At 56.5% G+C, this 22,813-nt stretch carries 16 protein-coding genes and 1 tRNA gene; 6 read left to right on the forward strand and 11 right to left on the reverse strand.

The window, feature by feature from the left end; genetic code table 11:
• Positions 1 to 108: 108 nt before the first annotated feature.
• From JAO32_RS03175 to JAO32_RS03210, 8 genes are all read right to left on the reverse strand, one after another.
• Entirely contained in the window at positions 109 to 2,457 is a 2,349-nt protein-coding gene (locus JAO32_RS03175) for a TonB-dependent receptor (RefSeq protein ID WP_334237419.1), read from the reverse strand.
• A gap of 186 nt (positions 2,458 to 2,643) precedes the next feature.
• Positions 2,644 to 3,552, reverse strand: coding sequence for a DJ-1/PfpI family protein (locus JAO32_RS03180; protein WP_334237420.1), 909 nt, complete (start codon positions 3,550 to 3,552; stop codon positions 2,644 to 2,646).
• Positions 3,553 to 3,556: 4 nt separating this feature from the next.
• Positions 3,557 to 6,019, reverse strand: coding sequence for a TonB-dependent receptor (locus tag JAO32_RS03185; protein ID WP_334237421.1), 2,463 nt, complete (start codon positions 6,017 to 6,019; stop codon positions 3,557 to 3,559).
• A gap of 52 nt (positions 6,020 to 6,071) precedes the next feature.
• A complete protein-coding gene (locus JAO32_RS03190) occupies positions 6,072 to 6,332 on the reverse strand; it encodes a hypothetical protein (protein WP_334237423.1) in 261 nt (86 codons plus the stop codon).
• Positions 6,333 to 6,789: 457 nt separating this feature from the next.
• The gene (locus JAO32_RS03195) at positions 6,790 to 7,185 is read right to left on the reverse strand and encodes a hypothetical protein (protein ID WP_334237425.1); all 396 of its coding nucleotides are present in this window, start codon (positions 7,183 to 7,185) and stop codon (positions 6,790 to 6,792) included.
• A 590-nt stretch (positions 7,186 to 7,775) separates the two neighbouring features.
• Positions 7,776 to 7,868, reverse strand: a tRNA-Ser gene (locus JAO32_RS03200).
• 149 nt (positions 7,869 to 8,017) lie between these two features.
• Positions 8,018 to 8,362 carry an ArsR/SmtB family transcription factor gene (locus JAO32_RS03205; protein WP_334237426.1) on the reverse strand — a complete coding sequence of 115 codons (345 nt, stop codon included), beginning with the start codon at positions 8,360 to 8,362 and terminating at the stop codon, positions 8,018 to 8,020.
• Positions 8,355 to 8,816, reverse strand: a complete 462-nt coding sequence (locus JAO32_RS03210) for an SRPBCC family protein (RefSeq protein WP_334237428.1) — start codon at positions 8,814 to 8,816, stop codon at positions 8,355 to 8,357. The genes JAO32_RS03205 and JAO32_RS03210 overlap by 8 nt, the downstream gene beginning before the upstream one ends.
• Before the next feature lie 106 nt (positions 8,817 to 8,922).
• On the opposite strand from JAO32_RS03210, the gene JAO32_RS03215 reads away from it, so the two are divergent.
• The 3 genes from JAO32_RS03215 (at position 8,923) to JAO32_RS03225 (ending at position 18,382) form a co-directional block, all read left to right on the forward strand.
• Complete coding sequence (locus tag JAO32_RS03215; protein ID WP_334237430.1) at positions 8,923 to 9,876, forward strand: SDR family oxidoreductase; 954 nt, start codon at positions 8,923 to 8,925, stop codon at positions 9,874 to 9,876.
• A gap of 152 nt (positions 9,877 to 10,028) precedes the next feature.
• The gene (locus JAO32_RS03220; RefSeq protein ID WP_334237432.1) at positions 10,029 to 11,441 is read left to right on the forward strand and encodes a nucleotide sugar dehydrogenase; all 1,413 of its coding nucleotides are present in this window, start codon (positions 10,029 to 10,031) and stop codon (positions 11,439 to 11,441) included.
• Between the two features lie 338 nt (positions 11,442 to 11,779).
• A complete protein-coding gene (locus tag JAO32_RS03225; RefSeq protein ID WP_334237434.1) occupies positions 11,780 to 18,382 on the forward strand; it encodes a choice-of-anchor D domain-containing protein in 6,603 nt (2,200 codons plus the stop codon).
• Here JAO32_RS03225 and JAO32_RS03230 read toward each other — a convergent pair whose 3' ends face one another.
• Positions 18,383 to 19,576 (reverse strand): NAD(P)/FAD-dependent oxidoreductase, encoded by a 1,194-nt coding sequence (locus JAO32_RS03230; protein ID WP_334237436.1) that lies wholly within the window; start codon positions 19,574 to 19,576, stop codon positions 18,383 to 18,385.
• A 21-nt stretch (positions 19,577 to 19,597) separates the two neighbouring features.
• On the opposite strand from JAO32_RS03230, the gene JAO32_RS03235 reads away from it, so the two are divergent.
• A complete protein-coding gene (locus JAO32_RS03235) occupies positions 19,598 to 19,885 on the forward strand; it encodes a zinc-ribbon domain-containing protein (RefSeq protein ID WP_083346018.1) in 288 nt (95 codons plus the stop codon).
• Positions 19,886 to 19,897: 12 nt separating this feature from the next.
• Here the strand turns inward: JAO32_RS03235 and JAO32_RS03240 are convergent, their stop codons facing one another.
• Positions 19,898 to 20,446, reverse strand: a complete 549-nt coding sequence (locus JAO32_RS03240) for a gluconokinase (RefSeq protein WP_334237440.1) — start codon at positions 20,444 to 20,446, stop codon at positions 19,898 to 19,900.
• Between the two features lie 45 nt (positions 20,447 to 20,491).
• Here JAO32_RS03240 and JAO32_RS03245 point away from each other — a divergent pair, with 45 nt between their 5' ends.
• Complete coding sequence (locus JAO32_RS03245; RefSeq protein ID WP_334237443.1) at positions 20,492 to 21,343, forward strand: glutaminyl-peptide cyclotransferase; 852 nt, start codon at positions 20,492 to 20,494, stop codon at positions 21,341 to 21,343.
• A 75-nt stretch (positions 21,344 to 21,418) separates the two neighbouring features.
• A complete protein-coding gene (locus JAO32_RS03250) occupies positions 21,419 to 21,670 on the forward strand; it encodes a GlsB/YeaQ/YmgE family stress response membrane protein (protein WP_334237444.1) in 252 nt (83 codons plus the stop codon).
• Here JAO32_RS03250 and JAO32_RS03255 read toward each other — a convergent pair.
• The gene (locus JAO32_RS03255; protein WP_334237446.1) at positions 21,667 to 22,812 is read right to left on the reverse strand and encodes a putative nucleotide-diphospho-sugar transferase; all 1,146 of its coding nucleotides are present in this window, start codon (positions 22,810 to 22,812) and stop codon (positions 21,667 to 21,669) included. The genes JAO32_RS03250 and JAO32_RS03255 overlap by 4 nt on opposite strands.
• Between the last annotated feature and the right edge of the window lies 1 nt (position 22,813).

Raw genomic sequence — 22,813 nt, forward strand, 5'->3', positions numbered from 1 at the left:
CGGTCCGACACAATCATCAGGATGCTTCCCATCGCATTTCCTTGTCACAAGGGCCGACGTCAATTTCTGAATTTCAAGTTGCTGACTGCCGACTCTGGACCTGCCTTCTTAGAACTGATACGTAAGCCGTGAACTGAATGCACGTGGCTGGCCAGGTATCACGTCGTAGCTTCCGAAGTCTTTGAGGAAGTACACGCTATCTCCAACACTGGTCAGGTTGGCATCGAGGCGCAGATGGCCTAAGGTATACGTCCCGCCTAGGTTGACGTTGGTGTACTCCGGCAGACGCACCTGGTTGCCGAGTACGCCCGGTCCTTGGACTACGTTCGCGGTATCCAGAAACGCCCGGTTGCCAACGTAGTTGAATCCGAGGTGAACCTGCACTGGGATATGCGCGAATGCGTATCGCAGGAACATGTTGCCCCGGTGCTTTGGCGTGTCAGCGATCTGGAAACCGAGATTGCCAGAGTTGCTCTTGACGATCTGTCCATCCAGGTAGGAATAGCCAGTGTCCAGAAAGATTCCACGGCCTGCACGCCAGCTCTCTTCGAACTCGATCCCGCGCACGCGATAGTCGCCGTTGTTGATGCTGTATCCCGGATGCGCAGGGTCGGAAGTAACCGCATTCGTGCGGTGGATCTGAAAGAGGCTGATGCTCCCACTGAACGCGCCTTCGCTGTGGCGAATGCCGCCCTCGCCCTGCCATGAAGTCTCTGGACTGAGGGCCGTACCGCTGTAGGTAAGAGTGTTGACGACCGGCATGATGTTGAAGCCAGTGGCATATCCGCCGAAGAGGGAGAAGCCGTGGTTTAGTCGGTATGTGGACCCAAGCTGAAAGGTCGGATGGTTGAAGTTGCTGTCAGTCACCGTGGCAGGAGTCGTGAAGTCAGGCGCGAGCGCACGGTGGTTCAAGTAGAAGTCTTCACGAAAGGCGGCAATAACATTGAGTCGAGTCGTCACGTCGATACGGTCCTGCGCATACAGCCCCCAACCGTTGTAATTCGTGAAGCTCACAGTACTGAGTGGATAGGGGCCATCCGCCACATTTCCATACGTCGGATTGAGAGTATTGATGGAAGGTACTGAAGGCATGTTCTGCTGGAAGAAGTTCACTCGATACAGGCTGTTCTGCGTGCCGAGGATAAGGTGGTGTTTCATCCCCAACGTATTCACAGTCCCAGCGAAGTCGAATTGTTCATTCGGATAATGGTGACGCTCCTCGTCATAACGGCCCGTACGCGATACGGTAACCAGGTCTGCGAGCACCTTGTTCAGGTTCAACTCCGAATAGATACCGGTGAAGGTGGAGTAGGAGATGCGAGGCGTAAACGTCCACGACTCGCTCAGTTTGATCGGAGCCCACGCCTGAATCAACTGTCCCGTCGCAGTGAAATTGCTGTGCCCTGGATCGCCGTCCATCGTCGGATCACCGAGGAATGCGGAGCGCGAAATCTGTCGAACGCCATTTGGCAGAACGGTTCCAATCACCGGAAGGCCAGGGTTGCGGTAGGTATCTCGCTCCTGCCACTCACCCACGAAATGCACTGCGACACGATTGTTAGGTTCCCAGCTCGCTGAGAAGTTTCCATTTTGCCGATTGATCGGCAAGTAGTTCACGAAGCTGCCGGAACGCTCGACTTCTCCTGTTGCTCGAAAGTAAAGATTGCGTATCGGACGCAACGGGCCAGTCACGTCGAAGGAACCGGATGCCTGATTGAACGAGCCCGCGATGATGCTTACGCTCCCTGCGAAGTCATGTTGCGGACGTTTCGTTGTGATATTCATGGCGCCACCGACTTCTCCCTGGCCAAGGATCACACCCGAAGGCCCCTTGATGACCTGTACATCTTCGATGTTCACCAGTGCCGAGGGATCTACGTTGAAGAAGTAGTTCTGAAACACTCCGTTGTAGATCGGATAGGCCGTGAAGCCACGAATACGAAAGGCGAACCCTTGGTAGGTAGACTCGCGGGACGGCCCGGGAGTCGCCGATGGAACTGTCGCGAGAATGTCGCTTAAGCTGATTGCATTGCTGTCCACAATCTTTTGGTGAGAAACGACCTGAACTGCCTGCGGAAACTGCTCGAGTGGGATATCGAACTTCTCCTCAACGGCGGAGCTCGGAGTTCCAGTCACCACCACGCTCTGACTCGCGCTGCCTACGATGAGCCGAACGTCTGCGGTGGTGATCGCATCCGAGGCGATTCTCACCTGGGCATTCGTCGCATGGAAGCCATTCGCTTCCACTGTCAGGTTGTAGGCTCCTTCCATCGGGCTGGCGATGCGGTAGTGTCCGCTGGCGTCGGTGATCGTCTCATAACGAAGCGTTCCGTTCGCTTGTGTGAGTGTGACCTTTGCCCCGACGAGCGCCGCACCTGAAGGATCGGTCACGGTTCCAGAAATAGCCGTGGCCTGCGACTGTGTCGGAGCCTGCGGAGCTGCCCATAGCGGCAGCATGCACATCACCAAGAGCGGTAGGTATAAAAGCGGATTGCGTCTCATAGCGTGAGTTCCTCAAAGTTGTTGCCATCGTCATCGTGTCCGCACCGAGTGCCTGGAAGGATGACGGTAAAGTCGGTTTACCGCCGACCGTGTTCGTAGCCGAAAGCGAATGGGTTCTGCAGAGTTCATTTGCGACTTCGTTTAGTTCGCAATGAACTTCTCGGGCGAAGCGTCGAAGAGTTGTTTATGCTCTCGCATGCAGAAGTAGTAGGTCTTGCCCTTGTACACAGAAGAAAGCTTCGGATCAGGGTCCATACCGCAGACAGCGCAACGAACATGCTTCGTATTCAGAGAGACCGTCTTGGCAAAAGCAGCATTGGAATTCGGGTGCTGCCATCCATCGCCCTGGTATTCCAGCATGTTCGCCGTTTCGCGAACGGTGTCCTCGCCGAAGTAGCGCTCGACCACTCGTAGAGCGAGATCAATACCAGACGTAAGACCGCCCGCTGTAGCAAGGTTTCCGGCCTCAACAAAACGAGCGCCACGTTGAACGTGGATGTCTGGATACTTGGTTTCGAGGTCGGTGTAGAAACCATGGTGGGTAGTGGCCGACTTCCCGGCGAGCAAGCCCGTGCTGGCCAGTACAAACGCCCCAGTGCAGACGGACATTGTCACGTCCGTCTGCTTGCTCACACTCCGTATCCACTCCTTGGTCTTTTCGCTGACAGGGTCCTGCGCTGGAATGACAACCACCTTCGGCGCAGGTGCGTCCGCGATGGTGTATTCGGGAATCACCTTCATCCCTCCACTCAGACGAACCGGATCGCTTGTCTCTGCTACCGTGTAGAGCCTGAAGGCGTCGAACGATGCCTTCGGTTTCGGCACACGTTCGAAGACTTCCCATGGTCCGCAAAAGTCGATGACAACGGCCTCATTCGAGAGAAGGAACGCGACCGGGATAGACTCCTTTGCTGGAGGCGTTAGCGGGTTGTGCGGTGCAACATCACGAACTGCCTCGCTCTTCGGTGTGGCTTTGCAACCAGCGAGCGATGAAGCGAAGGGAGCGAGCAGAGAAAGCTGCAGTGCTTTACGACGATTGATGTGAGTCATACCACTAGTCCTTTCCAAGACGAACGCGCAAGGTGACGTACCCCGAAATCGGCTGATTCGGCATGACGACCGGAAAGCCAAAATATTGGTATGGGTCGAAGGTCTTGTGCGCTGTGAGATTCACAGCCGAACCCTGCACTGTGTATCTGCCAAATTCGTATGCGGCCTGCGCATCGATAGCGGCATAGCCTGGAACAGCGATGGTGTTCGGGAGAGTGATCTCGCGCTTTGTGAACGCGGTCACGCCTGCACCAAACGACAGTCCTCTGGCGATGCCGTTCTGTATCCGATAGCGCCCTGCAATGCGTCCACTGTTACGCGGTACTCGCTGCAGAAAATCACCAACCGGCGTGGAGTTGTCTTTAGTGACCGTGGCCTGCACATACGCATAGTTCGCCAGCAAGGAGAAGGAGCGTACCGGCTCCCACGTGATATCTGCATCTGCTCCGCGAGCACGTTGCTGCCCCGTCTGCACGGAGTACAGGAAGTTCACCGGATCAGGCGTTGCAACGTTGTTGCGGGTCTGATTAAAGACGGCAACTGTACCTGCCAGATGCGCTCTGGTCAGTGCCAGCTTCACACCGCCTTCGACGTTCTGCGAAGTCTCCGGCTTCGGAGCTTGCTGTACGACAAGACCAAACGCACCGCGAAAGGCTGTAGCGTATGCAGCGTAGAGAGAGACACCGCTGGCGACCCGGAAGTTACCGCCGATGCGTCCCGAAGCGTGGTTGTAGGTCTTGTCGGTGGCCTGCTCGCGCTCACGGAAGTCTAGCTTCGTATAGCGGACAGATCCCGTCAGACTGAGCCGCCCGTATGTGGCCTGGTCCTGACCATAGACTGCGGTGGTTTTATAACGATCCGTTTGAAACAGGCTTGCCGGAGTGGGAGGGCCAAACCTCAGGTTGTACGAGGGATGTGCCAGATCCTCTTCACCCACCGGAATGCCAGAGAAGCCCATCTCCGAGTAGAAGTTGGTGTGGTCGTAGCTCACGCCAGCGAGTAGCCCGTGCCGTCCGCCGAGACCACGAAGACTTGCGAACAAGTTGGTATCGAAGGTGCCTTCCCGGACTGGGTTGTTTGTCATGTCCAGCGTAAAGATGGGATACACGGTCGGAGTCGCCGGATCAGGTGGGGCAAGCGCGGGAAGGACGAAGCTGCCGTGCTCATTCGCCTGACTGAAGTAGTAGCGTGCGCTTGTATTCCAATGCACATTGTCATTGAAGTCATGGTTCAGTTCCGCTGTGACCATGTTGCTGTCGAGTACCGTATGCGGCTGCCCAACAGGAGCACCGACGAAGGCGTTGCGATCAATCTGCCCTGCCATTGCCTGCACCGCTGGAACACCGGAATACTCCAACTGGTCGCGATGATTGAACCGCCCTTGAACGAAGAGATTCGTCTTCGACGCCAGTTGAAACGACATAGCCGGTTGTGCCGACCAGCGATCTCCGCTCACCACATCGACCCAGCTATCGTTTCGCTGATACTCGCCAGAGAGACGTGTTGCGATTCGGGAGTTGAGCGGAAGATTGATATCGCCGTACGGATCGACGGTTCCGAAGTTGCCGCCACGGAATCCGACGTAGCCTGAGAACCCAGGCTCCGGGCGTACCGAGACCACGTTGATCAAGCCGCCCAGGGGCGAGCCAAGGCCACCGCCATACATGGTGGAACTCGGTCCTTTCACCACGTCAATCCGTTCCACTCCAACCAGGCTTGTGGGGTCGTTTGCGGTGCTCGTATTGCCAAACATGGAGAGACCGTCGGTGTAGATCTCGGCTGAGAAGCTACGGACAAGAGGAGTGATCCCGAACAGGATTTCTTCGGGTTTCGGTACAACAACTCCAGCGACATTGACCAAAGCCTCCGCCAACGTGCGGCGATCCTGATCGCGAATCACGGTGCTATTTACCACTTCGATCGATTGCGGAACATCGATCAACGGCGTTCGCGTGCGGGTTCCGGCACCGGAATCGAGTGCGGTGTATGGCGTCTCCGTGGCCGACACTTGCACGGTTGTACTCGCCGAACCGACGAGGAGTTTGGCATCGATGTGAAGCGTCTGGTCGGCGGTGAGCTGCGCACCAGTTGCTTCAAAGTTTCGGAAGCCAGACGCAGTGACCTTCAGGGTGTAGCGGCCCTGAGGCAAAGCAGAAAACTTATAGTGACCAATGCTGTTTGTTCTTGCTGTGATGCGATAGTTAGTTGCCGTCTCGACGAGAGAAACGCTGGCACCCGTAATCGCTGCTCCTGAAGGATCGAGAACGTTACCAGAGATTGATCCGCTGGTTTGCGCGGCGGCTGGTAAGGAAGCTAAGCACGTGAAAAGAGCAATTCTTGCGGCCCATCCCGCGATGGACACGGATGGTCGTACCGGATGGAGTGCTCCGTATGTCAAATCGAAGCAATTGTTTCTTACAGGCGAGAAGGCTACGGCTAGTGCCGCAGGTCGGATCAAGGAAATCATTGGTTTCTCCAGCGTTCGGCAGCCGAGATCGGCTACGGTCTTCGTCATGAACTCAGGCGAAGGACTTGTCTGCTGGAGGGCCGCGTTTGCCATGCGCTCGCTCGCTGGCGATGCGTCGCTTGCATTCGGTCTGTACGACGACTGCCGGATGGCTGAGGAGTCCGGCATAGATGGCATGGGCAGATGGCGGAGCAAAGCCGCCTGAAGAATGGATGCCCTTTGTTGCTGCGGGACAATAAGGGCATTTGTCCAGTGGAGCCGAGAACGCCGGTTGATGATCAGAAAGTGGATCGCGCTCGGCCATGCTCATCATGCAATGGTGCTTGCCGTTCCGCCTGCAACACGCAGGCAGGTTTGCATCGTTCCTTGGCATTAGCGCCAAGAGCACCGATACAAACGGAAGGCCAAACAGGGCCACCAACGTGATGGAGATGAGCTTTCTCAAAGTTTTATCAAGTCATTGAGTGATTGCCGTTCATGTAGCCACTAACGAATAGGAAGTACAGTCCGACCAATCCCCATAAAAGAAGGAATCCGATCGAGAAACGTACACACTTTGGGCGCACCTTCTGGTGTGCTTCCGTCACATGCTTTTCTGTATCGCTCGTTGCGCCACAGGCCACTGGGTCAGCGGCAGCAGGATACTAATGAGCCAAATCTTAGCTATGCTGTGCGATCTCCAGGTGCAACTCGCCATCCTTCATCAGGAGGAGATGCACTCTACCAGCATGGATCTCGCAAAAGCGAGGAACCACCGGATCAAGCAGGGACTAGAGAGCTGAGGTGGAAGGAGGGCCGCGCTTATGCCGAGAACGCTCGTGAGCAACGCGCCACTTTGATTTCGTCTGGGTGTGAACCGCAGGATGACTAATGACCTCGCCAAAGACGGCAGACGATACGGTCAGCCCAAAATCCGAGTGCTGGGATGCTTTGAGCGAGGCTGGATAAAACGGGCATTTCTCTAATGGTGCGCGAAACTCTGACTTGTTGCTCGCGACATGGCTACGAGCCACCATGCTCATCGTGCAGTGATGCTTTCCGTTGCGGCGGCAGCAGGCAGGCAGGTCCGACTCACTCTTTGCCGTAGCAGCGAAGAGTGGAGAGACGAACGGCAGGCCGAAGACAGCCAGCAGCAAGATGGAAATCAGTTTCCGCAATGGCTTCATTCAATCATCCGCGTCTCGTCTCAGCAAATCTTTATGCGTTTATCGGCACTATCTCGGTGGAGAGCGCCTAACCCGATGATGAATCACTTGCACGCGCTGGTCGGCTTCACTCCGGGTCACGAGCGCACCTTGAATGGAGGAACCATTCATTAAAGGGATTGTGGTGGAAGCATGCGTGACACGTCGCACTGCAGCATTCCGACTGCAACGTATCTGATCCCCAGCGCAAGGATGTTCATTGAGTTTTCCAGCACCCTTGAACCTTCGCGAAAACGGAAGGCTATGAGAAATAGAGTCGAGTTCGATCGATTAGTCCTGTGAGTCAGCTTTCGGAAGTGATACCTCAATCGGGAGGAACGGAGTGATTACTCCTCCGCAATATGGCGAAGTGCTGGATAAGTTATGTATCCAGCACTTCCCCGTAAAAGGTTGCGGAATCCGGCTCATTCAGCGCGGCTTTAAGTTCTAGCCGCCGCGGGAAGTCAGGATTTTCCAGACCTGTTCAGACGACCAAAGTTGCTAAACTTCAGCACAATTTCGGGCAAAATTCGCGAGATGCTTAGAAAGAGAAAACGAAACTAAGACAGGAGTGGCGGAGAGTGGGGGATTCGAACCCCCGATAGAGCTTTTGACCCTATAACGGTTTAGCAAACCGCCGCCTTCAGCCACTCGGCCAACTCTCCGCGGAGTCTTGCGCGCTCAAAACGCGCAGAAACAGCGCGGAACGGCGAGACAGGTTTGATTATAGCGTGCCTTTGTCAGAATCCGAATTTTTGCTTTTTTGTGGGATTTCGTCCTCGAAAAAGGCACTTTCTTAGCTGTTTTGTCTCACTTAGGGCCGTTCTGCGTGCGCTTTGAGGCGCAGCAGGGTTTCGTCCCAGTGTTGTGCGATGGCTTGCAAGTAATCGCGTGCGTCATCCAGCGCGTTCGGGGCAAGGCCGTAGTGCCGTTCACGGCCTTGCTCCCGGCAGCGCACCAGGCCGGCGCGTTCCAGAACGTGCAGGTGTTTCGTTACGGCCTGGCGCGTCACGCTGGTGGATTGCGTCAGCGATTGGATGGATTGCTCGCCCTCTTCGCCCAGCCGCGATAGCAGCGACAATCGTGTGGCATCGCCCAACGCGGCAAAGACAGGGACACATTGCTGTCGTAGTCGATCGGATGTTGCTGGTTTACGCATCGGGTGATCCGGTCAGAACATAGCGCTGGATGCGTGCCACCTGCTGTTCCCATCCGCTGCTGTTCATCTTGAAGGCGAGTTCGCGGCGCCACTCCGGCACCTTGTCAAAGCCGCATTCCGTTACGCGCAGATGTGTGCCGCCATTGGATGGTGAGAAGTGAAAGGTGACGGTTGTGGGTGTTTCCGAGGAATAGTCCACATCGGGATCGAGAGCATAGGGCAGCCAGCGATAGACGAACCGTGTCTCCGGCTCAATAGTCTCCACGGTCAGTTTCAGACGGATGTGGCTGTACTTCGGATTCGAGATCATGCCCTCCATTACGGCACCCACAGCGAACTGCGATTCCAGCTTCACTCCAAACCATGTGCTGAATTCGCTTGCATCGGTGACAGCTTTCCACACGCGTGAAACGGGCGCTTCAATGAAGATTTCCTTGTCGATACAGTCCTGCATTTACGCAACCTCCAGGTTGCATTTAACTATCCCATCGTCGGTCGGATTGTGCAACCAAAAAGTTGCGTGTCGTTTTGCCATGTCCTGCTGCGATACTGAATGGCAAATGAGAACGGTTCTGGTAACGGGGGCTGCTGGGTTCATCGGTTCTCACCTGGTGGACGCGCTTTTGGCGCGGGGTGAGCGTGTGCGCGGACTGGACAATTTTGCGACCGGACGCGCGGAAAATCTTGCCGGGGTACGCGATCGCATCGAGTTCACAGAAGCGTCGTTATTGGATCGTGATGCATTGGCGAAAGCCGTTGATGGTGCGGAGGTGATCTTTCATCTTGCCGCGCTGCCCAGCGTGCCTCGCAGCGTAAAAGATCCGCGCAGTTCGCATATGGCGAATATTGAAGGAACATTTGAGGTGTTGGAGGCAGCGCGTGCCGCTGGTGTGAAGCGTGTTGTGTATGCGGCATCCAGTTCTGCGTATGGCAATCAGCCGGGCTTTCCGCGTGTGGAGACCATGATCCCGATGCCCATTGCGCCCTACCCGGTGCAGAAGGTGGCAGGCGAGTTCTACATGAAGAGCTATTGGCAGGTGTATGGGCTGGAGACGGTCTGCCTGCGCTACTTCAATATCTTTGGGCCGCGGCAGGTGCCGAACTCAGAGTATTCCGGCGTGATGGCGAAGTTCATTCTTCAACTGCTGCAGGGAGAACATCCAACAATTTATGGCGATGGCGAGCAGGGCCGCGACTTTACTTATGTTGCGAATGCCGTACAAGCAAACCTGCTGGCGAGTGAAGCTCCGGCGGAGAAGGTTGCTGGCCAGATATTTAATGTTGCCTGCGGCGAGCGGCACACGCTGAACGAAACCTATCGCGTGATTGCCGGACTGCTGCAATCTCCGCTTGAACCAGCCTACGGTCCTGCCCGCTGCGGCGATGTGAAGGATTCTCTGGCGAGCATCGAAGCAGCACGGCAAGCCCTTGGATATATGCCGCAGGTGAGCTTTGAAGAAGGCCTGCAGCGCACCGTTGCATGGTATTGCGATCAGCTTCCCCGCAGGTCGTAGCCCTTTTGTTTCAATTTGTTTAAAAGATTGGCGGCATTTGGCGCTCCAGGCGCGGAACTTGCTGCTTTGCCGGGCGTCCAATGGTGAAAAGTATTTGGTGACGGTTTCGCCGGGCGTCGTTCGCTAGCGCAAACAGTGCATCTGGGAGCAGCATGGCGACAGGCAACATTAAAGACAGCGTACAGACACCGACCAAGGGCGGAAGCGTTCCCGCAGTAACGACGCTCGCAGCATGGCGTGCGCGGGTGCAAAACCGCGAAGCCCGCGTTGGCATCATTGGACTGGGCTATGTGGGCTTGCCGCTGACGCTGCTGTTTTCAAGCGAAGGCTTTCGCGTGACTGGCTTCGATGTCGACGAGAAGAAGGTCGACACGCTGAATGGTGGCGCCAGCTATATCTGGCGGATTGAGCCGGAACATATTGCTGCTGCGCAGGCTAAAGGATTTCGCGCGACAACTGATTTCCAGCACATCGCCGAGATGGATGCCGTGCTCATCTGCGTGCCCACGCCGCTGACGGAACATCATGCACCGGACCTGAGTTATGTGGAAGCAACGGTCCATGCGATTGCGCCTTATGTGCATGCAGGACAGTTGATTGTGCTGGAGAGCACAACCTATCCCGGTACGACGGAAGAGATTGTGGTGCGCATCCTCACCGAGGCAGGCGCAGCGCGCGGTTTACACGTACAGATTGCTCCGCCGGAAGAGACAGAGCAGATTGACGGCATCCTGGTGGCGTTTTCGCCAGAGCGCGAAGATCCCGGCAACATGGTCACACCTCGCCGCGAGATTCCCAAGGTTGTCGGCGGCATGGACAAGACGGCTACGGAAGCAGCCTGCGCCTTGTATGGTTCCATCTTCACGAAGACGGTGCCGGTGTCATCGCCTGCAACAGCGGAGATGACCAAGCTGCTGGAGAACATCTACCGCAGCGTGAACATCGCGCTGGTGAACGAGCTGAAACAGCTTTGCATGAAGATGGGCGTGGATATCTGGGAAGTGATCGATGCGGCTGCTACAAAGCCCTTTGGGTTCCAGGCGTTTTATCCCGGCCCCGGCATCGGCGGGCACTGCATTCCGGTTGATCCGTTCTATCTAACGTGGAAGGCCAAGGAGTATGGCTTCACGACGCGCTTCATCCAGCTTGCGGGTGAAGTCAATGAGGACATGCCGGTATTCGTAATGCGGCAGGTCGCTCGCGCGTTGAATGCACGGGGCGTTGCCACCAAGGGTGCAAAGGTGTTGGTGTTGGGTGTGGCGTACAAGGCAGATGTGGACGATCTGCGCGAGTCGCCGTCGCTGGCCATCATCGAGCAATTGCAAGGTTTGGGATGTGATGTGAGCTACAACGATCCCTTCTTTCCCAAAGTGGGACACGGTCGTAAATACGCTCTCAACATGGAATCCACACCACTAGAACGAGTTAGCGAATTTGACTGCGTTTTGATCGCTACCGACCACTCCGCATACGAGATGGAAACGATTGTTGCGGAAGCAAGGCTGGTGGTAGATTCGAGAAACGCCACACGTCATATTCAGTCACCTAAGATTGTTCGTTGCTAAGAATCAGCGAGCAAGCAAGGTAGATCATCGGCCATAAGAGCTGTAGACGGGGCGGGTTCCGCCCCGTTTCTGCTTTCAGTGGCTATTGAAACTGAGAGTTCTCTCACAGGTATCCCTGGGTTGCGGCATATGCCGTGCAACGCGCACTTGTGCGCGTTTCTGTGCCACCAGGTTCCTGCTTGAGGGGATTTCGTACGTTGCCGTTTTGGAAAGATGCCACAAGCCATTTGAGATGTTTGCAGCGATGGCCTGTTGCAAGCTGCTTACCAGTGGCTGCGCTCCTTTTTGCTTTTCCCGGAAGCGTAGCTCAGCCCCAACAATTGGAATCGGCACAGGCTATGCGTGCGCGAACTGCGGTGGAAGAGCCTGCCGCGGCTACACGTAGAGCAAGGGCGTTTGTGCGGTCGCATCAGGCACCGCAACAGGATTCGCCCGCTGCGGCGCTGGTGTCGGCAAAGGCACAACAGGCAAATCTGGTTCAGGCGCAGGCGACTTCGCTGACGACGCAGTGGACTGCGGTTGGCCCGGTGCAGGTGCAATCGCTGAGTTATGGGTTGGTTACAGGACGCGTCACTTCGCTGGCGTTGGATCCGAATGACGTCAGTAACAACACGCTCTACGTGGGGACTTCCGGTGGTGGTGTCTGGAAGAGTACGAATGCTGCTTCAAGTTCGGTTAGCTTTACACCGCTGACCGATACGCTTTCAGTGTTTTCTCCGAACGCAGGAACGTCGGCGATACCTTCGCTTTCCATTGGCGCCGTTTCTGTGCAGCCGGGAGGAACAGGCGTCATCCTTGCGGGAACGGGCGACCCGAACGATGCGTTGGACAGCTACTACGGTGAGGGCATTCTTCGTTCCAGTGACAACGGCCAGACGTGGTCGCTGGCGCAGGCGCTCAGCTATTCATTCAACGGGGAAGGCATTGCCGGATTTGCATGGAGCACCACGTCACCTCAACTGGTGGTGGTGGCGGTGTCATCGGCGGCAGAGGCCGCGAACGTTCGCGCAACAAACTATCCCGGCGTGCGTGGTCTTTACTATTCCACAAACGCAGGTCAGACATGGACGCCTGCCACCATTCAGGATGGCAGCACTATCATTCAGAACCGCACCACCAGTTACACCAGCTTTCGTGGCAATGCAGCTACGTCTGTCGTGTGGAATCCGATTCGCAAAAAGTTTTACGCGGCGATTCGTTCGCATGGATATTACGAATCCAGCGACGGTGTTACGTGGACGCGCATGACGAATCAGCCCGGCGTGGGATTAACGACGGCGAATTGCCCTCCGCGTCCCGGTGATTATGGGCTGTTGTCATGCCCCATCTTTCGCGGCACGTTGGCCGTGCAGCCAACATCCGGCGACATGTTTGCCGTGACGGTTGATCCGAACAATGGCAGCCAGGGGTTATGGCAGGATGCATGCGCAATCTCTGGTAGTGCCTGCGCTTCTACAACGGTTGCATGGGCGAGCAAGATTGATACTTCCGCAGTCGAGAGCGCGGGCAGTATTCCTCAGGGTGACTACAACCTGACATTGACGGCGATTCCTGCAGCTACATCGCTTGCTACGAATGACACGCTGCTTTTCCTGGGAACATCTGATCTGTATCGCTGCAGTTTGTCTGGTGGATGTTCTTTGCGCAATACGACCAATGCCACTACAGGATGCGCGGCTCCTGCGGGTGTGGCTCCGGCGCAGCATGCAGTGGCGTGGGGCGTGAATGCGGGGAACTCTGCGACGCCCACCATGTTCTTTGGCAACGATGGTGGCTTGTGGCGGTCGTTGGATGGTGTGCGACAGCAGGCGGGAGTGTGCAGTGCCGATGATGCCACGCACTTTGACAATCTGAATGGCTCGCTGGGGTCGTTGGCAGAAGTCGCGGGAATGGCCTCTGATCCGACGGATGCGAATGTGCTGCTTGCAGCTCTTGGTGGGAACGGAAGTGCTGCGAGTACGACCTTGGCGCAGGCTACGGCTATTTCACCGTGGACGCAGTTGAATGCCGCTGAGAGTGGTGCAGTGGCGATTGATCAAGGCAACGGTCGCAACTGGTTGTTGCAGGCTGGTGCGGGTGTGGCGCTGCACGCATGTACGAATGGAAAGCTTTGTACTGCGACAGACTTTAGTGGAGTTGCGACGATTGGATCTTCGCAGGTGAGTGGCGATCTTGCGCTTACCGATCCACCTGCTCTGCTTGATCCGGGGCTGAATACGAATGTGTTGGTGGGCACGTGCCGAGTGTGGCGTGGGCCGGAAGATGGCGGAGGCCTGTGGAGCACATCGAACGCGATCAGTTCACCCATGGGCAGCATGTTGTTGCATAGTCCCTGCAATGGGACTGACGCAATGATTCGTTCCCTGGCAGCAGGAGGACAGACGCAACTAAGTAGTGGGTCGCAGAACAGCGGCTCATCCGTGTTGTATGCGGGCCTGAGTGGCACGCTGGATGGCGGCTCCATTTCTGCGGGGCATATCTACAGCATGACGTCGGCGCCTACGGCGGGATCGTCGACCGCATGGACTGATCTGACAACGAACTCTGTGACCAACGACACATCTCGTCGCTTCAATGCAGGCGGACTTGATGTGTCCAGCATTGCTGTTGACCCTGGCGATCCCACGGGCATGACCGTCTATGCGACGATTCAGGGCTTTGGTTATCCACATGTCTATCGTTCAACCAATGGCGGTGGCACGTGGCTGAACATCTCGGCGAATCTGCCGAATGCTCCCGCAAATGCTGTGGTGGTGGATCCCAATAATCCAGTGGTGGTCTACGTTGCGATGGATACGGGTGTGTATGTGGCGCAGGATGTGACCACATGTGTCGCGGCTGTGAGTGGAACCACTGGAGCGTGCTGGAGTGTCTACGGTACGTCGTTGCCGAACGCACCCGTTACATCACTGTTTGTTTCGCCGGGCATTAGCGTTCCCGGAAGTTCTATTGCGGGTGTGCTTCGCGCAGGCACTTACGGTCGCGGCATCTGGCAGATTCCATTGCTCACTGCAGGTCAAACCTCTGCACCGGCAATCACGTTCTCGTCGACATCACTTACATTTGGCCCCCAGGCTGTGGGTACGACCAGCGCGTCTCAGACAGTCACGCTCAAGAACACTGGCACTGCCGCGATGCAGATTACGGGCGCGTCTGCCAGCGCGGGTTTCGTGGAGACCGATACTTGTTCTGGAACTTCGCTGACGGTGAACAGTACGTGCACTCTTACCGTTAGCTTTGCTCCCGTTACTGCAGGGAATATCACAGGCACCGTGCAGGTGTTTGCGAATGTTACGGGCGGCTACGCATCGGTGACACTTGCCGGAACAGCTACTGGCGCGGCGAAGGTCTTGGTTTCGCCCACGACTGTTTCTTTCGGTGATGTCGCGGTGAATGCTGTCTCCGCATCGCAGACGATTACGGTGAGCAATGTTGGCACGGCTTTGGCAACACTGAATACGCCGGTCGTCAGCACTGGTTATCGGCTGACCGCTACCACTTGCGGAGCCACCTTGGATGCAGGTACCACGTGTACCTTGTCCGTGGCTTATGCGCCGGCAGCGGATGGCGCGAATAACGGCAGCCTTACTCTGACGAACAATGCTGGGACCAGCACGGTATTTCTTAATGGCAATGGTGTTGGTGTCGCGAATGTCGTGTATTCGCCTTCGTCTCTGGTCTTTCACGGCGTGACAGTCGGCGTCGCTGTGGGCGGCACGTTCACGATTTCGAATACCGGTAGCGCAGCCAGTTCGTTGGTCGGTCCGACCTTCACCGGAGACTTCGGCGTCTATAGCAATACCTGCGATACGGTTCTTTATGCGGGACGCAGTTGCACAGTTATTGCATTCTTTGTTCCTACCGCAATCGGATTACGCACAGGCACCATGACCTTTGTGGACAACGCAGGAAGCCATGCGATCGCACTCTCTGGACAAGGCCTGGCTTCTGGTTCACTCGTGATGCCTGCATCGGTTACTTATCCTGTGACCGCAGTGAATAACACCTCTGCGGGCCAAATCATCACGGTGACAAATTCTTCAAGTTCCGCGATATCTTTTGGGATCCCGCAGATCCTTGGTGATTTCGGTATTACAGCAAATACCTGCATTACAGCGACGAACAATGGAATTCTGAATGCGGGCGCTTCCTGCCAGTTGACAGTGGTTTTTTCCCCGACGACAGATGGCCAACGGAATGGCTTTATCACCCTGTCGGATACTTTCAGCGGATCTGTCGCAACCACCCTGTTGTACGGAACGGGCCAGGGTGTAGCGAACGTTACTGTTGCGCCCTCCACGTTGGCATTTGGCAATGTCGGAGTCGGCAGTATCAGCGCGGCGCAGATGGTGCAGATATCCAATTCCGGAACAGCCGTGCTGACGATGAACGGACAGAGCATCAGCGGCGATGCAAACTTTCGTATTGCAACCAATTCTTGTGGGACCTCGCTGGCGATAGGTGCATCATGCACGCTGTCCATCACTTTTGCACCTACAGTATCCGGAGCTCATGCAGGCACGCTTGTTCTTACAGACGCATTAGGCACACACACTGTCGCCTTAAGTGGAAATGGACAGGGGCAAGCTGTGGTGGGGCTTTCGGCAACTGCCATTGATTTCGGCACGGTGCCATTGGGGCAGAGTGCAAGCCAGACCATCACTGCAACAAACACAGGCAATGCATCCACCGGTCTCGTCGTCCCAATAGCGACGGGCGATTTCCGCGTTACCGCGACCACTTGTGGAAGCAGCATCGCTGCGGGTAGTAGCTGCACGATTACGATTGTGTTCGTGCCCGCGGTCGATGGCGCGCGCGCCGGCACCATGACGTTGGCGGACGATACATCTGCTCACGTTATGGCGTTGACTGGCACAGGTAAGGGGAGTGCGTCCGTTGCGTTTGCACCTGCATCTCTCAGCTTCAGCAATACTGCGGTCAACAGCACTTCCGCAACGCAGACCGTGAGCTTTACGAATAATGGAACGGCTGCGGCCACGCTTACTGCGGCAACGATCAGCGGCGACTTCCGCACAGCGTCGAATAGCTGTGGCAGCAGCCTGGCGATCGGAGCATCCTGCAGCATTGCCGTAGTCTTTGCACCGTCAGCGGCTGGCATTCGTTCCGGCATCCTTTCCCTTGCTGATGCGGATGCATTGCATTCTGTTTCCTTGCAGGGGACGGGCGTGGCAGGCACGCTTGCGGTATCGCCCGCTTCCGTTGCTTTTTATGACACCACGCTGAACACCACTACGGCTGTTCGCAACGTGGTGCTGACCAACAGTGGTAGCGGCTCGTTGAAACTAGGCAGCGTTACGGCGACAGATGATTTTGCTGTGAGCAACAACTGCGATGGTATTTCGCTTGTTAGTGGTGGACTGTGTACTCTCTCCGTGACGTTCACACCGAAGTCGGTCGGCGCGCATGTGGGTATTCTTTCCATTCCCAGCGATAGCAACGGAGTTCTCGGTAGCCTTTCTGCGATTGCTCTTTCCGGCAACGGCAAAGGCGCATTCAACATAACGCTGATGCCGACGTCCGTCGATTTTGGAACACAGAGTATCGGCAGTACCAGCGCGGTCACGAACGTTACTGTGTCCAATACCGGTGCAGGTAGTGGCGCACTGAATAGCATCTCCGTTTCCAGCGGCGACTTCAGCGTGCAGGCAAACACCTGTGGGGCTTCTTTGGCACCGCAGGTAGGCTGCACTGTTTCTGTTGTCTTCAAGCCCACCGCAACTGGCACTCGCACAGGAACGCTCACAGTTGTTAGCGATGCAGGGACGCAGACAGTTCCTCTTGCTGGTGTGGGAACAGCTCCCGCAACCGATACGCTTTCAGCGTTGGCTCTCACCTTCGGGCAGCAGGTGGTGAATACCACCAGCGCATCGCAAACAATCACCCTTACGAATAACGGTGATGTGCCTCTTACATTGGTGAGTGCGCAGATACTGGCTGGCGATTTCACGGCGGTCAATGCTTGCGGCCCAACGTTGCCAGCGCATGTGTCGTGTGCTGTCAGTGTAGCGTTTGCTCCGAAACACTTAGGAACACTAACTGGTGTTCTACAGATCAGCGATGTGCAGCGTGCACAGACGGTTGCGCTCAGCGGTAGTGCGATCGCCGGTGCAGGCGTTTCGCTTGCGCCTTCCAGCCTTACCTTTGCGAACACAGGCGTTGGTGCGGTGGGCGCAGCGCAAACATTGACGTTGACGAATAACGGTGGCGTTCCGCTGCTTATTTCCGCAGTCACAATTACAGGCAACTTCGGCATTGTGGCTGGCAGCAGTACATGTTCCACCACCACTGCGATTCCTGTTGGTGACAGTTGTTCGATGGGCATTGCGTTTCTTCCGGATGGCGCCGGCGCACGTATGGGCACCGTTGCCATCACGAGCAACGCAGTCACACAAATAGCGCAGCTCTCCGGTATGGGGATCGACTTCAGTTTCGTTGCCAGCGGCGCAAGTTCTGCGACGATCAACAACGGCCAGAGTGCGGTTTATGCGCTGTTGCTGCGGCCTTCCGTGAGTACGGCGGATGCCGTAACGTTTGCATGCTCTGGTGTGCCTGCTTCAACAAAGTGCACCATCACGCCGCAGTATCGTGATCTCTCCGCGACTGGCACCGTGACGGTGACGTTGTTGACGGGCACCACGGCAAATGCCATTACTGGCACATCGCTGTTTCTGTCACTTGTACCGCTTCCGTTGTGGCTGATGCGTCGAAGAGCTACCCGTGGCATAGCACTTGCATTGATCTCGATCATTGTTCTTGCAGGTGCACAGGGCTGCGGTTCGGGCAGGAAGATGGTTGACGATGGTTCGTCGGGCGGCTCTGGTGGTAGCAGCACCACGCCGTCAGGAAGCTACACCATCACGGTCTCTGCGACGGCTGCGGGTGTTACGCACACAGTTCCGCTTACCTTGAAGGTGCAGTAGCTACAACGCCATTGCAGCAGCATGGGCGCTGGCCCATGCCCATTGAAAGTTGTAACCACCGAGCCATCCTGTCACATCAACGACTTCGCCAATGAAGGCAAGCCCTGGGACCGCCTTTGCCTGCATCGTGGTGCTGTCCAGGTCTGCCGTGCTGACACCGCCTGCGGTGACTTCTGCCTTGGCAAAGCCCTCCGTTCCCGCAGGAGTTACAGGCCATGCGTGTAGTCGCTCTTCCAGTTTGGTGATGGATGTGTTTTTCCAATCCGGTGGAGCGTTCTCATATAGCCAACGTTCTGCCATGCGCTGTGGCAGATGAGCGCGCAGCAGTGCAAACGCTGTGGCGTCATCGCGACGGTGAGTTGCTGCAAGCATCGGAGTGAATACCTCTGCACCCGGCGCAAGGTCAAAATGTACGGCTTCACCCGGTCGCCAGTACGACGAGATCTGCAATACTGCAGGACCGCTCCATCCACGATGCGTGATGAGGATCTTTTCGCGGAACTTCGGTGCCGCACCTTTCTTACGTGGTGCAGTTGTCGCAATTGCTTCCGCGGATAAACCTGAAAGGTCGCACCAGAGTTCGCGTTCGGTGTCGCTCAACGTGAATGGAACAAGCGCTGCACGCGGTTCCACGATGTGCAGGCCGAAGCTGCGTGCGATGTCATAACCCACGCCAGTTGCTCCAAGCTTTGGAATGGATAACCCGCCGGTTGCCACGACGACATTGCGGGCAGTGAATTCGCCTGTGGAGGTGTGCACACAAAAGCCTCCGTCTATTTGCTCCACACGCTCCACTGCTGTTCGCAGTTTCGTCTCTACATTGCTGTTGCGGCACTCCGATTCCAGCAGCGAGATGATCTGCTGCGCGCTGCCGTCGCAGAAGAGTTGTCCCAGAGTTTTCTCGTGATACGGAATGCGATATTTCTCCACCAGTGCGATGAAGTCGCGCGGGGTGTAACGCGCCAGGGCACTCTTGGCGAAGTGCGGGTTCTCGCTGAGGTAATTCGCAGGACCCGCATGGATATTGGTGAAATTGCAGCGACCGCCGCCGCTGATCAGGATTTTTCGTCCTGCCCGCTCGCCCGCTTCCAGCAGCAACACGCGCAGTCCGCGTGCGCCAGCCTGCGCCGCGCAGAACATTCCGGCGGCTCCTGCGCCAAGCACAATACAGTCGTAAGTAGGCGTTTTGGACATCTGATCTTTATCCTATTGGGAATGCAGTTACGCCGTTATATTCCCCCGGCACGTGCAGCGCGTTCTGCTCCGCGTGCAGCCACTGTTGAGCCAGGCACCACGAACCACCACGGGCAGACCGTTGTGCGCAAGGCAGCGCGTGCTGTAAATGATCTACCCGGCCAAAGCGTCTATGTGCTGCGGTGCAAAGGCTGCGGCCATGAGTATGGCGAAGCGGGCATCCGCGTGCATCAGCGCAAATGCCCGGTGTGCGATGGCGGCAAGCCAGGCCTGCCGGTTCCGGCAGAAGAACCTACGTTGTTCGGCTGATAGACGTCCGAATTACGCGATGGCTCCTACTTCGCGCAGTTTTGCGTTTAGTTGTTCCAGAGATTCCTGCGCAGTTCCGGCAACGGAGATGTGCCATGCCTCGTCTTCGGATGGGTCTTCCAGCGTGTCTAGCTGGCTGGTGAGCAGGTTCGGGTTCATGAACTCGTGCGCGCGACGGTGCAGATGGTCTGCAATGGTTTCCTTCGGCGCGGTGAGTATTGCAAAACGCACCGTGTCGTGCGAGAGTTCGCCACGGAGCACATCGCGATATGCGGCCTTCAAGGCAGAGCAGGCCATGATCATGCCTTCGCCGCGCTGAGCATACTCCTCAATCTTGCCGTGCAGGATTGCGAGCCACGGGGCTCGGTCGTTGTCGTCCAGCGGATGACCGGCGGCCATCTTTGCCTTGTTTGCGGCGGGATGAAAATCATCGCCGTCCAGAAACGGCCAGCCCGTCTCCTTTGAAAGCATGGTGCCCAGTGTGGTTTTGCCGGTGCCACTTACACCCATCAGGATCAGGATCACGGTGGTAAGACCTCTCTTCTTTCTATTGTGCGGCATCTATGGGATTGCATCCACCCCGGGGCCCGCGTCTAATCTGGTGTGGTGATTACGCGTCCGCTTTCCGCCCTTCTGCCCGCCGCCGCCTTCCTGCTCGTGTCCGCCTGCGGATGCAAAGCTTCCGCGCCTTCTGCGGCTCCGACCGATGCCCCGAAAGTGGTGGCCAAGACTGCGGCACCCGCTGTTCCTGCAACGGTTGCGCCGGTATATGGCTACAGCGTTGTGGCGAAGTATCCGCACTCCACGAACAGCTATACGGAGGGCTTCCTATACAAGGACGGCAAATTTTACGAAGGGACCGGCATGGAGGGCCGCAGCGGCATCCAGGTGCTTGATCCGGCCACGGCGAAGGTATTGCAGGAACGCAAGATGACCAGCAATTTCTTTGGAGAAGGCATTGTGGACTGGGGCCCGAACATCCTGCAGTGGACTTGGCAGACACACATTGGTGTGGTGATGGATCGCGCCACGCTGAAGCCGCTGCACACCTTCACCTATACGGGGGAAGGATGGGGTATGACGCGCGACAACAAACGCCTGATCACCAGCGACGGCACGGCGACTCTGCGTTTTCGCAATCCGGAGACGTTTGAGGAGATTGGCCATATCGACGTGAAGGATGGCGATAAGCCTGTCGATCAGTTGAATGAGTTGGAATACATCAACGGCGAAATATGGGCCAATGTGTGGCACCTGGAGCGCATTGCGCGCATTTCGCCGAAGGATGGCAAGGTGATTTCGTGGGTGGACGTTAGTGGCATCCTCCCCACATCGGAAAAGCGGGATGACGAGAGCGTACTGAACGGTATTGCTTACGACGAGGCGAAGGGCCGCATCTTCATTACCGGTAAGCAGTGGCCTACGATCTTCGAAATCAAGGTCGGACCGAAGAAGTAATTGCTGTACCTTGTCTATCGTTGTGGCGTAAAAGGTTTCCATCGGATATAGATAGCCTTGCCAGGAGAAGCACGTATGCACCTGATTGGAACGTTGATTATTGGCCTGATTGTGGGCGCGTTAGCTAAGCTGTTCATGCCCGGTAAAGATCCGGGTGGATTCATCATCACGATTCTTTTAGGCATTGCTGGTGCGTTCGTAGGAACGTATCTGGGCCAGCTGCTGCACCTGTATCAGCCGGGACAGGCTGCGGGATGGATCATGTCCGTCATCGGCGCCATGATCCTGCTGGGTCTTTATCGATTGATTGCGGGGCGCAACGCTTAAATGCTCAACGCCTTGCGTAGATCATCTATGCTTTGACCTTGCTGATGGAAGTGCCGTACTACGCTGCCTGTCTGTAATGACCGCGAGACCAGTGATGGATCGGGGCAGGCAAACTGAACACCGGCGGAGCCGAAACGCATGGCGTTGGCTCCGTTTGTTTTTTCCACCACGCCGTCCGTAACCAGCAGATGATTCAGCGCGAGTTGATCGTCACGCTCTACCTGCGTTGCAGTGACGAAACGATCCAGCAATGTTTGTGCTGCGACAGTGGGACGCCACAGCATGAAGCCACAGCACAGGACGAATCCAAGCGCGCGGTCCACGTCCATGGGAATGCTGTGATCCAGTTGCGCAATGACATCCGCATCCGGGAGCGATGCAAGCAAAGGAAGCACATCGCCTACGGGGATGGCATCGAGATCGAGCACCATGACAGAGTGTCCTGCTGCCACCAGGGCACGCAGGTAAAGCGTACGCACCAGCCACAATACGCCGCGGGTTTTCGGATGCAGCTTGCCTTCGTTCCATGCGAAAAAGCCGCGGCAATCCACGACGTGAATGTTGTCGTAAGTCTTCGATATTTGCAGTGCGGCATCATCCATGGCCAGCACCACAATGCGCGAACCGATGTGCTTTTGCACCTGTTGCACCCACAGATCAAACAGCGATAGATAACCGCCGCTGAGTGGCACAAGGACGGTGGGCGAACCGTCGTTGCTGGTGGCAATAGTCTGCACCTCACTGCGAATGTGTGTTTGCAATGAGCCATCCTGCAGTGCGGCAGAAAGCGTGCGCAGCTTGTGCGCTGTGTCGGCCACGAAGGTATTTCCTGCACCGGTCGCATTCTTTTCCGCGTCTTCCAGAAAGTCATCGGCAAGCGCTGGTTCTTCGATGCGCGTTGCCATCTCTGCAAGTTCCAGCGTGAGTTCGGGCGAACGCTCGCCATTGTCTTCCACGATGCGGCGAAAGAGTGCGTGCACACTGCCGGGCTTCATGCGGTGCGACAGCATCAGCGCATACGAAAGCCGGCCGATGGAGTGGCGATCCAGGTCGCGCAGCGGTGTCTGCGCCAGCACGACGGCAGCGGGATACCACAGGTGCATGCGTGCCAGCAGATTGCTCAGTGCCACGCCCATGCGCATG

This window comes from Terriglobus sp. ADX1, assembly GCF_036877645.1.
Taxonomy (GTDB): domain Bacteria; phylum Acidobacteriota; class Terriglobia; order Terriglobales; family Acidobacteriaceae; genus Terriglobus.